A 10990-nucleotide genomic window follows, 5' to 3' on the forward strand; every position below is an offset into this window, starting at 1 on the left:
GACGTGGGTGTGTACGACAAGTTGTTCGTACCCCGCCCGGTTCCGTGTCCCCAGTGCGGCTCCGAGGAGGAACTGGTCATCCAGTTCCACTTCGGGGACGTCCAGCTGAACCACTTCCGCGTCGGTGACGCGGTCACGTGGTCGGACACGGCGGAGGGGGAGCCCCGGACCGGGCGCTTCGAGATCCTCGGCTATCCGGAGTTCTGTCCCACCTGCGGACGGCAGGACGGCGGCTTCTTCCTCGTCGAGTTCGACGGTGATGTGATCACCGGCTACCGCCGGGCCACCGAGGAGGACATGGACAGATTCGAGTGGTGAGCCCCGGGGCCTGATCCGTCCGCCCCGAGGCAGCCGACGACAGGCGCCCGCTCGGACGCGTTCCGGGCGGGGCCGCTGCCGGTCCGCCCCGGCCCAGCCGGTCCGGGGCGCCCGGTCATGAGAACGGCCGGTGCACCCCCGCTCAGGGGGCGCACCGGCCGTTTCGTGTGTCGACCCGTCAGCCCGCGGCACCCGCGCGGCGCCGCCGAGCGGCGACCACCAGGGCTCCGCCGGCCACGACCGCGGCGACTCCGCCGCCGAGGGCGAGACCGGTGGCGGGGTCCGTGCCGGTGGAGGCGAGCGGTCCGCCGCCCTGTGCCGTCGCGTCCGCGTCGCCTTCCGAACCGCCCGAACCCGAACCGGAGGCGGAACCGGAGGTGGTGGTGCCGTCCGTATTCTTGTCGTCGGAGACGGGCTCGACCGTGCTGCCGCCGGTGGACGCGGCACCCGAGTCGGTGCCGGTGGTCCCGCCCTTCTGGTCACCGCTTCCGGTGCCGGTGCCCGTGCCGTCGGTTCCGGCGGTCCCGCCGTCTCCGCCCGTGGAGCCGGTGCCTGATGCGGCGGCGTCCTTCTCGTCCTGCTTGCGCGCCTCGTACTGCCCCGTCTCCAGGAAGGCGACGCGGTCCTCCGGCGTGCCCTTCAGGGCCGCCTTGCCCGCCTCCCTGACGTGGGGTCCGCCCGCGTTGACGATCTGCGAGACCAGCACGCTGTTGTCCGTGTCGCGCGCCTCGTGCTGGCCGGTCTCCAGGAAGGCGACGCGATCCTCGGGCGTGCCCTTCAGCGCGGCCTTGCCCGCCTCGCGCACCGAGGGGCCGCCCTGGCCGATGAGCTGGGCGACGAGCACCCGGTTGTCGTCGTCGCGCGCCTCGTACTGCCCCGTCTCCAGGAAGGCGACGCGGTCCTCGGGCGTGCCCTTGAGGGCGGCCTTGCCCGCTTCCTGTACCCCGCGGCCGCCGACGCCGATGATGCGCGCGACGGCGATCCGGTTGTCCGTGTCCCGGGCGCTGTACTGACCGGTCGTCAGGAACGCGCGCATCGCGTCCGGGCCCCCGTCGATCGCCGCGCTGCCCTGTTCGGCCACCACGGAGCCCTTCTCGGCCGCGCCGATGAGCCGAAGGATCTCGATCCGGTCCTTCTCCGCCTGGTCCTGGTCCTCACCGTCCGAGGACGACGTGTCCGCGGCAGCGGCAGCGGCCGTGGTCCCGTCGGCCGTCTCCGTCGCCGAAGCGGGGGAGGACAGCAGGAAGGCAGGGGCGACGGCTGCGGCGGCGAGCAGGGTGCCGACTCTGGATATCTTCAAGAAGAGCTCTCACTTCACCCAAGGGATCATCAAATGTATGAGGTGATAGTAGTGCGCACGACTGACGGCGACCGCCCGCTTTTCTCGGCGGGACGCCCTGTTCCGCGCCCCCCGCCCGCCTTGTCCGGGACGGTGCGCTGCGCGGGCACCCCGGCCGAAACCTCCGTATAAAGGGCCCGACGGACTCCGGGAACGGCACGGGGGCGGAGGCGGACGAGGAGGGCCATGCACCGGACCGAGTACGGCCCGCACGGCACGCCGGACGACCACGGCCCGCACGGCGTACGGGAGGACCGCGGCCCGCACGGCGCCCGTGCGGACCACGGCCCGCACGGCACGCCGGACGACCCTGGCCCGCACGGCGTACGGGAGGACCGCGGCCCGGTCCGCTACGGGCCGCCCGTCCCCGACCCGGGGCTCCCCGCCCTCCCCGGACCGGTCGGCGTACTGGCCGCCGCCGCGGGCGACACCCGGCCGGAACCCCCGGGTGGCGGAACGATCCTGCGCGAGGCGGCCTGCGCCTACTGGGCCCGACGGGGACTGGGCGGCGACCCCTCGGACATCGCCGCCGCCCCGGGCACCCAGGCGCTGCTGCTCGGGCTCATCGCCGCCCACGGCGGGGACGTCCTCATGCCCAGGCCCTGCCCGGCGGCCTGGATTCCGCAGGCCAGGCTTCTCGGCCGGCCCGCCTACCACGTACCGACGCCCGCCGAATGCGGCGGTGTGCCCGACCCGTACGCCCTCCTGGAGACCGTCCGCCGGGTACGCGCCGAGGGCGGGCGCCCCCGGCTCCTCGTGCTCTCCGTCGCCGACGACCCCACCGCCACCGTCGCGCCGCCCGAACTCGTCCGCGAGGCGTGCGAGGCGGCCGTCGCCGAGGGCCTGCACATCATCAGCGACGAGACCTGGCGCGACACCCTGCACCGGCCGTACGACACCGTGCTGCTCAGCCCCGCCGAGATGTGCCCCGACGACGTCACCGTCCTCACCGACCTCTCGGGCGCCCTCACCCCTGCCGCCTGGCCCGTCGCGGTGGCACGGTTCCCCGCCACCCGCCGGGGGGCCGTACACCGCGCCCGTACCCTCGACGTCCTCACCGCGCTGGGCGCCCTCGTCGCGACGCCGGTCGCCCGGGCCGCCGCGCACGCCCTGCGCGAGCCGGAAGCGGTCACCGGCCGGATCCGGCAGGCAGCACGGCTCCAGGCACAGATCGCCGCCGCCGCCCACCGCGCCCTGCTGGCCGCCGGGGCCCTGGCAAGGCCCCCGCAGGCGGGCCGGCACCTCTACGCCGACCTCGGGCCGCTGCGCACCCGGCTGGCCGAGCGCGGGGTCACGGACTCCATGGAGCTGGAGGAGTACCTCACCGAACGGCTCGGCGCCCCGGCCCCGGGCGGGCACCGGTTCGGCGACGAGCTGGGCGCGCTGCGGGCACGCCTGGGCACCGGCCATCTGGTGGGTGCGACGCCCGACCAGCGGGCCGCCTCCCTCACCGCAGCGGCGCCGCTGGAATTGCCGCACATCGCGAACGCGCTGAGCATGTTCGCAGCGGCCTTCGACGAACTCCGGTGAGGGGAGACCCGCGATGACCGAACAGACCGGGCCCTTCCGTACCGACGCGGACCGGGAGCCCCAGGAGGACACCGGCGCGCGGACCGGGCGCCCGCCCGTCGGAGAGCGCGTCTGGCCGAGGAGCTTCGCCGACCGGCTCACCGCACCCCTGCCGGGCATCAGGGCCATGACCCGCCTGGTCCGCGAACGCTCGCTGCGGCCCGACGCGGCGGGTCTCCGGGGCGTCCACCTGCTGCCGTTCGACCCCGCCCCGCTGCCCCCGTCCGGCCAGGACGCCGTCACCTGGGCCGGGCACGCCAGCTGGATCGTCCGCATCGGCGGGCTGACCGTCCTCACCGACCCCGTGTGGTCCCGGCGCATCCTCGGCACCCCGGCGCGGATCACCCCGGTGGGCGTGGCCTGGGAGACCCTCCCCCCGGTCGACGCGGTCGTCGTCAGCCACAACCACTTCGACCACCTGGACGCCCCGACGCTCCGCCGGCTCCCGCGCGACACACCGGTGTTCGTACCGGCCGGACTCGCCCGCTGGTTCAGGCGACGCAAGTTCAGCCGGGTCACCGAACTCGACTGGTGGGAGACGGCCGAACTGCGGGGCGTGCGCTTCGCGTTCGTCCCCGCGCACCACTGGTCGCGGCGCACCCTCTTCGACACCTGCCGGTCGCTGTGGGGCGGCTGGGTCCTCACCGACACGACGAACGCCCCGGGGACACCGGGGCGCAAGATCTACTTCGCCGGGGACACCGGATACGGCCACTGGTTCCGGGAGATCGGCCGCCACCACCCGGGCATCGATCTGGCCCTGCTGCCGATCGGCGCGTACGCGCCCCGGTGGTGGCTCGCCGACGTGCACACCGACCCCGAGGAGGCGGTGCGGGCGTACGAGGACCTCGGCGCCAGGGCGATGGCGCCGATGCACTGGGCGACCTTCCTGCTCTCCGCCGAGCCCGTACTGGAACCACTGGTGCGGCTGCGGGCCGCCTGGCACCGTGCGGGCCACCCGCGCGAGCGCCTCTGGGACCTGCCCATCGGCGGCTCGCGCGCGTTCGACGAGCCGGCCCGAACCCCGTAGGACCCTCCGTACCGCCGTCAGCCCCGGACGCGCTCCGCGTAGGCGGCCCGTCAGCCCCAGACGCGCTCCGCGTAGGCGGCGAAGTTCCGGCCGAGGATCTTCTCGATGCGCCCGGAGCCGTAACCACGCTTCTCCAGCAGCCGGATCAGCTCGCGGAACTGCTCCACCCCGCGCAGGTCGACCACGAAGGGGTAGGTGTCGGCCCGTTCGCCCGCGGCGCCGACGCCCGCCGCCTGCCGCTCGGCGACGTGTGCCGCGAGCGTGGCGGCGTAGGCGTCCAGGTCGTCGATGGCGGTGACCGGGCCGTCGGTGCCTATCCCGACTGCGTCCTCGCCGCAGACGTTCACCGCGTGCGCGATGTGCTCGACCACGTCGGCGGCCGTGGCGTGACCGGTGGGGTTGAGGAAGGGCATGAAGTAGATCCCGACGAAGCCCCCGCGCCCGGCGACCAGCCGCAGCTCCTCATCGGTCTTGTTGCGCGGCAGGTCGGTGACCGCCCGGCAGCCCGTGTGGTTGACCGACACGGGGCGGGAGGAGATCCGGGCCGCCTCCAGGCAGGTGTTCTCGCCACTGTGCGACAGATCCACCATCATCCGGCTCTCGTTGACCGCCTCGACCACCTCGCGGCCGAACGGGGTCAGCCCCCGGTTCTCCGGCGCCATCGAGCCGTCGCCCAGGTGGTTCGCCTGGTTGTACGTCAACTGGAAGACCCGGACGCCGCGTTGCTGGAAGGTGGCGACGCGGCCGAGGTCGTCACCGACCGCGACTCCGTTCTGGAAACCGTAGATCACCCCGATCCGGCCCTCGTCCTTCGCCCGGTAGAGATCGGACGCGGTGCGCACGTGCAGCAGATCGTCCGGATGCGCGGCGATCAGCCCGTCCCACACGTCGAGTTCGTGCAGCGTGTGCTCGTACGGGGGCATGTCGCCCATCACGTATCCGAGCGTGATGTTGACGGCGTTCATCCCGGAGGCGTGCGCCTCGGCGATGGCCCGTCCGTCGACGGCCAGTTCGTCGATGGTCTGGAGGAGCTGGCCGGCCCCTTCGGCGGCCTCGGGGGCGTTGGGGTTCTGCAGCTCGCCCAGGGCGTTGACGATCAGCATGTCGCCGACAGAGGTGGAGGGGGTGGTCATCGGGGGTTCGTTCCTTCCGGAGCTGTCGTGGTCGGGTTGTTGTCCGAGGTGAACTCCGTGCGGTCGAGGCGCAGTCCGCGCTTCACCACCGAGACGACGGTGCGCAGATTGCGGATGTCGGCCAGCGGATCGTCCTTCAGCACCACGAAGTTGGCGAGCTTGCCCTCGGCGACCGTCCCCATGGAGTCCTCCGCGCCCATGCTGCGCGCCCCGACCAGGGTGGCGGAACGGATGGCCTGCGCGGCGGGGATGCCGCACCGCTCGACCAGGAAGACCAACTCGTCGTGCACCGAAGGGAAGAGCTGCCCGGGGGCGGTCTCCCAGTCGGTGCCCGTGCTGATCTCCACGCCCGCCCGGTACGCCTGCGCCGTGAGGGCCGCCGAGAGCTCCGCGTTCTCCCGGGCCCGGGTCTTCTCCTCGGGGGTGTCAGCGTCGTCGGCGAGCCACTCCCAGAGCGTGTTCGTCGCGTCGAGCACGGTGCCCCGCTCCCGCATCCGCGCGAACAGACCGGCCATCTCCGGGTCGTCACCGCCCAGGAAGCGGTCCCGGTCCACCGGGGGCTTGTCCTTGTACGTGGTCAGCGCACGCTCGGCGAACTCGTGGACCAGCAGGTGGACATGGGAGACCGCATCCACCCCGGCCGCCACCACCTCGGCCGGTGAGGCGGGGAACACCGCCGCGTGCGCCCAGACGCCGAGCCCCTGCCGGTGCGCCTCGGCGGTGATCGCCGCGACCAGCGGAGCCGGGAGGTCCGCGTAGATCTTGACGGCGGTGGCGTACGTGCCGGCGGCCCGCGCGACCGCCAGCGGCAGGTCGGTCTCCTCGGTGATCGCCTGCATCCACGGCACCCGACCGGGCACCGCGCCCTGCGAGACCTGCCAGGTGCGCGGGTCGTCGAAGAACCCGGGCCCGGCGGTGAGCGCCGCGTAGTGGATGTCGGGGCCGGGGATCTCGCCGACCAGCGTGGCGCGCGCCAGGTCGGCGACGTGCCGCAGATCGTCGGCCATGTCGCGGATCGCGGTCACGCCGCCGTAGACCTGGCGGCGCAACGCGGCCTCGGCGACGGGGCGGTTGGGCGGAGTGGCGATGTGCTGGTGCGAGTCGATCAGCCCCGGCACGACGAACGCGCCCTGCAGATCGACGACTTCGGCCTCAGCGAGCAGGGCGACGGAGATCTCGCCGTCCGGTGCGACCGTCCTGATGCGCTCACCGTCCACCACGACCGACGTGGCGGGCCGTGCGGCACCGCCCGTGCCGTCGATCAGCGTGGCTCCCCGGTACAGCACCACGGTTCCCTTCGCCGGAGCGGCGAAGGGGGCGGGAGCGCCGACATCCTCGTGAGCCATCGGGTCACACCTCTCCGTCATCGCCGCATCCGCGGCCTGGTGAATTACAGCTGTTGTCATGCTGGTTCCGTCTGTGGAAACGTACGCTACCGTCCTTACTCCGGTGATCGGCAAGGTTCTGCCGTGAACCCCGGATCCCACCATCAGCTGAGGAGAGGGGGGAGGATGCCCAAGTCCTCCAATTCGGCCGTCGACAAGGCGCTCGACCTCGTGGAAGCCGTCTCGCGCTCCGATCGTCCGCTCCGGCTGAGCGAGATCGCCGACGAGGCCGGGCTGCACCGGCCGACCGCCTACCGGATCCTCGTCGACCTGGTCCGCCGCGGCTGGGTGCTGCGCTCCGGGGACCACTACCTGCCGGGCGCCGCCGCGCTGCGGTTCTCGCGCACCGCCGTCGCCAACTCCCTGGTGGCGCTCGCCCGCCCGGTGCTGGAAGCGCTCGCCGCCCGCACCGGCATGATGGTCAACCTCCAGGTGCTGGAGCACGACCGCTCGCGGGTACTCGACGCGGTCCGGCCCGCGCGTCTGGAGATGATCAGCCTGCTCACCGACCGGACGCTGCCCGTGCACCGGTTCGCCGGACCACTGGCCCTGGTCGCCGCACTGCCGCCGGGAGCACGCGCCCCCTACCTGGTGCCCGCCTCGGAAGCCGGACACCCGATGCAGGGCCCCGAGGGACTGCTCAGCGACCTGGCCAGGGCGGAGCGCACCGGTTTCGCGGTGGAGCGCGGCCGCAACGAGGCCCTGGTCGCCTCCGTCGGCCGTGCGGTCCTCGCGGGCCCGGGCCGGCCGCTCTGCGCGCTCACCGTGGTCGGACCCGACGCGGAGTTCGACGAGCCGTCACTGAACATGCTGCGCACGGCCCTGCTGGACGCCACCGCCTCCCTCGCGGAGATCCTGGGCGTGGACGCGGTGGTGGCGGCAGAGGCGGAGGCAGAGGCGGCGGTGCGGTCCGGAGAGAACGAACGAACGCGGGAGAGCGGATGAACAACGACGTGCTGATGCTGGATGCGGCGCGGACCCGTGCCGCGCTCGACCCCGACCGATTGGTGGAGGCCCTCGCGGTCGCTCTCGTCGCGGTGGCGGACGGGACGGTCTCAGCGCCCCCGCGCATCGCCGCCGAAGCACCGGCGGGGCTCCTCGGCGTGATGCCCGCGTATGTCCCCGGCCTCGGCCTCGCCGCCAAACTCGTCTCCGTCTTCGCCGACCCCGCCAGGCCCGGACGCAGCTCCCACCGGGGCGTGGTCGCCCTCTTCGACGAGACGGACGGCAGGCCCTTGGCGGTGATGGACGCCGAGACCGTCACCGCCGTCCGTACCGCTGCCACCGCGACCATTGCGCTGCGCGCGCTCGCCGGCCCGGACCTGAACCGGATCGCCGTGCTGGGTACCGGCGTTCAGGCCACCGCCCAGCTCGACCTGCTGGCCCGGCAGGACCCGGACACGCCCGTCGTGGTCGGCGGCCGGGACCCGGAACGCGCCCGGGCCCTCGCCGCCCGGCACCCGCGCGCCACGGCCGACACCGTCGAGGGCGCCGTACGCGGCTCCGGCGCGGTGCTCTGCTGCACCGGTGCGCGCGAACCGGTGCTCCGGCGCTCCTGGCTGGCCGAAGGGGCCCACGTCGGCTCCGTCGGCGGTTCCCACGGGCCGGAGCTGGACGCCCAGACCGTGGAGGAGGGCTCGCTCTTCGTCGAGTGGGCCGGAGCAGCCACCGCCCCGCTGCCCGCCGGTGCCCACGAACTCCAGGGCCTGCCGCCCGGCCGGGCCACCCTCCTCGGCGAGGTCCTCTCCGGCAGCCACCCGGGCCGCCGCACCGCCGCCGAACTGACGGTCTTCAAGTCCACCGGGCACGCGGCCCTGGACGTCGCCGCGGCGGCCGTCGCGTACGCCGCCGACCGTCTGACCCAGGTCTGACCGGTCGGGGTGCGAGCCCGGCTCAACCGATGGTCGAGTGGAAGAAGAGCGTGCCCGACCCGAACGCGCAACCGCCGGTCAGTACTGCCATGGAGGGCTCCATGCCACCGAGCGCTCCCAGGACTGCGGCCCCGACACCGATCAGTACTCCGAGCGTCAGGACGAGCGCGGTGCGCTGTGGCAGCAGAGGGCCTGGGGCGTGGTTCACGAATTTCTCCCGTGTTCGCGGCTACGGACCCTAAGCCGAGCCATCATGAGAGCATACTGCATTAGATGAGCACTGAAGAGGAAATGTGAATGTGATGTCGGTCACCTCAGGGACTGGAGGAGTGCCCCGCTCTCGCTCACGATCCAGAAGCTCCATCCGTTGCGGTTGGGCTTCACCTTCGGGTTAAGTGCTTGAAGGACGGCGGTAGCCGCACCGCTGGGGGTCCGATAAGTGCCCGCGCCGGGCCCGTGAGGGATCTCCAGGGAGCTGCCGGCCGTGTCGTAGAGGCCATCCACGCGGACGCCTTCGTAGATGGCGTGCACGGCGATGTGCTGGTCGGTTCTCCCGGCGGAGTTCGTGCTCAGTGGCGCGTCGGGTGACTGGAAGTGCTGGAGGAGGCGGCGTACCACCTCCTCTTGCGTGACATTCCACGCGCGGGCCAAGAGGGTCAGCTGGGAGTAGGTCTGCGGGTCTACCGAAAGAGGCTGATTGGGCATTGCTCGACTGTATCAGCCGGGAGAGTATGTGAGAATAGTTGAGTCCAAGTGAGCGTGATTCTCTGTGTCGACTTCAGCGCCTCAGTGCCCGAACCGCGCCCGCAGCCCGCGCCACCCGGCCGGCACCCCGCTGATCAGCAGCGTCAGACCCACGGCGGCCACCACGCCCTGCCAGGGCTCCGGGAAGAGCGAACCGCCCAGGATGCCGATCAGCTGGTACGTGGCCGCCCAGGCGAGACAGGCCGGAACGTCACCCCGGGCGAACCGGTGCAACGGCATCTCGCCCAGCAGGCATGCCAGCATCACCGGTATCCGGCCCGCCGGTATCAGCCGCGACAGCACCAGCACCATCACCCCGTGCTCGTCCAGCTTCCGCTGCGCCTGCGCCAGCCGTTCCGGGGCTGCCCGGTCGGTGATGAACTTCAGCCACTTCGAGCCGCTCCTGGAGTGGACGCCGCGCTTGCCCAGCCAGTACAGGCAGATGTCACCGAGGAACGCCGCCGTGGCCGCGGTGAGGAAGACGAACAGCAGGGAGAACGGCGAGTTCTGGTGGAACGCCACCACACCCGCCGAACTCACCAGCGCCCCCGTCGGCACCACCGGCACCAGGGAGCCCAGCGCCACCAGCGTGAAGAGCGTCGGATACCCGACGGCCTGCTGGGTCCCCTCGGTCGGCAGCTGCGCCAGTTGGTCCATGATCACCGGTGGACCTCCGGCAGGACCCGCTCGCCGTGCGCCGGCAGATGGACCGCCACCTCGGGCACCAGCAGCGCCGCCTGCCGTACGAATTCGGCGCCGGGTGAGTGGAACTCGTGCGGGCGGACCCCGTCCATGCCGACCGGCCAGAACGTGCCCCAGTGCACCGGCACCGCCGAGCGGGGAGCGAGCCGCGCCAGGGCCTCGGCCGCCCGGGCCGCGTTCAGATGGCCGGGACCCAGATTCGGTCCCCAGCCGCCCACCGGCAGCAGTGCCACGTCGACCGGACCCACTTCCTTCGCCATCTCCTCGAACAGGCCGGTGTCCCCGGCGAAGTACGTACGTGCCTCGCCCTCCACCACGTAACCGAGCGCCGCGACCCGCTGCGGGCCGACCGGGAGGCGGCGGCCGTCGTGCTCGGCGGGCACCGCGCGCACGGTCACCCCGCCGATCCGAACCGTGTCGCCGGGCGCCACCTCGGTGATCCGCAGGTCGCGCATCCGCCGCACCACCCGCAGACCGGGCACCGCGCGGACCGTGCCGCCCGGCACGATCAGCCGGGTACCGGGGGCGACCCGGGCCAGCGACGGCAGGTGCAGGTGGTCGGAGTGGAGGTGGGAGACGAGGACCACGTCGGCCAGCGCCGCCGACGGCGGCGGGACCGCTCCGCCCCGGCGGCGCAGATGTGCGAACCGGCGGACGAAGAGCGGGTCGGTCAGCACCCGCACCCCGGAGTCCTCGATCGTGCAGGTGGCATGACCCCACCAGGTGACCTCCACCGGCGTCCCGCCTCCTCTTGTCCGTTCTCCCCGGTCCGCTTCGCTCCGCCGCACCGCAGCTCTTCCGCGTGCGGGAGCCCGTACGAGCCTATGCCTCCCGCATCGAGCGCCGACCCGGGGTCTGCCCCCTCGCGCGGGGCGTACACCTGTGCCCGGGGACCGGAC

General features: G+C 73.0%; 12 protein-coding genes. 5 read left to right on the plus strand and 7 right to left on the minus strand.

The annotated features are described in order from the left end of the window. Positions 1–3 precede the first annotated feature (3 nt). Positions 4–318, plus strand: coding sequence for a hypothetical protein (locus ACWCWD_RS13475; RefSeq protein WP_450772630.1), 315 nt, complete (start codon positions 4–6; stop codon positions 316–318). A 178-nt stretch (positions 319–496) separates the two neighbouring features. On the opposite strand, the gene ACWCWD_RS13480 is transcribed toward ACWCWD_RS13475, so the two are convergent. After that, positions 497–1618: an ALF repeat-containing protein gene (locus ACWCWD_RS13480; protein WP_450772632.1), complete on the minus strand. Its 1122-nt coding sequence runs from the start codon at positions 1616–1618 to the stop codon at positions 497–499. Positions 1619–1843: 225 nt separating this feature from the next. On the opposite strand from ACWCWD_RS13480, the gene ACWCWD_RS13485 reads away from it, so the two are divergent. Together ACWCWD_RS13485 and ACWCWD_RS13490 are read left to right on the plus strand one after the other, a co-directional pair. Continuing rightward, positions 1844–3187 (plus strand): aminotransferase class I/II-fold pyridoxal phosphate-dependent enzyme, encoded by a 1344-nt coding sequence (locus ACWCWD_RS13485; protein WP_450772633.1) that lies wholly within the window; start codon positions 1844–1846, stop codon positions 3185–3187. 13 nt (positions 3188–3200) lie between these two features. Next, positions 3201–4256 carry an MBL fold metallo-hydrolase gene (locus tag ACWCWD_RS13490; protein ID WP_450772634.1) on the plus strand — a complete coding sequence of 352 codons (1056 nt, stop codon included), beginning with the start codon at positions 3201–3203 and terminating at the stop codon, positions 4254–4256. A 50-nt stretch (positions 4257–4306) separates the two neighbouring features. On the opposite strand, the gene ACWCWD_RS13495 is transcribed toward ACWCWD_RS13490, so the two are convergent. Together ACWCWD_RS13495 and ACWCWD_RS13500 are read right to left on the minus strand one after the other, a co-directional pair. Then, on the minus strand, positions 4307–5389 hold the full coding sequence (locus tag ACWCWD_RS13495) for a dipeptidase (protein WP_450772636.1): 1083 nt from the start codon (positions 5387–5389) through the stop codon (positions 4307–4309). Further along, positions 5386–6735: an amidohydrolase family protein gene (locus tag ACWCWD_RS13500; RefSeq protein ID WP_450772638.1), complete on the minus strand. Its 1350-nt coding sequence runs from the start codon at positions 6733–6735 to the stop codon at positions 5386–5388. Before ACWCWD_RS13500 ends, ACWCWD_RS13495 begins: the two co-directional genes overlap by 4 nt. A gap of 165 nt (positions 6736–6900) precedes the next feature. Here ACWCWD_RS13500 and ACWCWD_RS13505 point away from each other — a divergent pair, with 165 nt between their 5' ends. Both ACWCWD_RS13505 and ACWCWD_RS13510 read left to right on the plus strand, forming a co-directional pair. Next, positions 6901–7719, plus strand: coding sequence for an IclR family transcriptional regulator (locus ACWCWD_RS13505; protein ID WP_450772640.1), 819 nt, complete (start codon positions 6901–6903; stop codon positions 7717–7719). Beyond that, positions 7716–8645, plus strand: coding sequence for an NAD(P)-binding domain-containing protein (locus ACWCWD_RS13510; RefSeq protein ID WP_450772641.1), 930 nt, complete (start codon positions 7716–7718; stop codon positions 8643–8645). The genes ACWCWD_RS13505 and ACWCWD_RS13510 overlap by 4 nt, the downstream gene beginning before the upstream one ends. A 22-nt stretch (positions 8646–8667) precedes the next feature. Here ACWCWD_RS13510 and ACWCWD_RS13515 read toward each other — a convergent pair whose 3' ends face one another. From ACWCWD_RS13515 to ACWCWD_RS13530, 4 genes are all read right to left on the minus strand, one after another. Then, positions 8668–8853: a hypothetical protein gene (locus tag ACWCWD_RS13515; protein WP_450772643.1), complete on the minus strand. Its 186-nt coding sequence runs from the start codon at positions 8851–8853 to the stop codon at positions 8668–8670. A gap of 101 nt (positions 8854–8954) precedes the next feature. Beyond that, positions 8955–9350: a hypothetical protein gene (locus tag ACWCWD_RS13520; RefSeq protein ID WP_450772645.1), complete on the minus strand. Its 396-nt coding sequence runs from the start codon at positions 9348–9350 to the stop codon at positions 8955–8957. A gap of 81 nt (positions 9351–9431) precedes the next feature. Beyond that, entirely contained in the window at positions 9432–10046 is a 615-nt protein-coding gene (locus tag ACWCWD_RS13525) for a DedA family protein (RefSeq protein WP_450772647.1), read from the minus strand. Between the two features lie 2 nt (positions 10047–10048). After that, a complete protein-coding gene (locus ACWCWD_RS13530) occupies positions 10049–10825 on the minus strand; it encodes an MBL fold metallo-hydrolase (RefSeq protein ID WP_450772649.1) in 777 nt (258 codons plus the stop codon). Between the last annotated feature and the right edge of the window lie 165 nt (positions 10826–10990).

The sequence above is a fragment of the Streptomyces sp. NPDC001493 genome (genome assembly GCF_053597235.1).

Excerpts from the sequence above, each read along its gene's own strand:
- ACWCWD_RS13520 (WP_450772645.1), bottom strand. The coding sequence starts at position 9,350 with ATGCCCAATCAGCCTCTTTCGGTAGACCCGCAGACCTACTCCCAGCTG.
- ACWCWD_RS13500 (WP_450772638.1), bottom strand. The coding sequence starts at position 6,735 with ATGGCTCACGAGGATGTCGGCGCTCCCGCCCCCTTCGCCGCTCCGGCG.
- ACWCWD_RS13510 (WP_450772641.1), top strand. The coding sequence starts at position 7,716 with ATGAACAACGACGTGCTGATGCTGGATGCGGCGCGGACCCGTGCCGCG.
- ACWCWD_RS13495 (WP_450772636.1), bottom strand. The coding sequence starts at position 5,389 with ATGACCACCCCCTCCACCTCTGTCGGCGACATGCTGATCGTCAACGCC.
- ACWCWD_RS13485 (WP_450772633.1), top strand. The coding sequence starts at position 1,844 with ATGCACCGGACCGAGTACGGCCCGCACGGCACGCCGGACGACCACGGC.
- ACWCWD_RS13490 (WP_450772634.1), top strand. The coding sequence starts at position 3,201 with ATGACCGAACAGACCGGGCCCTTCCGTACCGACGCGGACCGGGAGCCC.
- ACWCWD_RS13505 (WP_450772640.1), top strand. The coding sequence starts at position 6,901 with ATGCCCAAGTCCTCCAATTCGGCCGTCGACAAGGCGCTCGACCTCGTG.
- ACWCWD_RS13525 (WP_450772647.1), bottom strand. The coding sequence starts at position 10,046 with ATGGACCAACTGGCGCAGCTGCCGACCGAGGGGACCCAGCAGGCCGTC.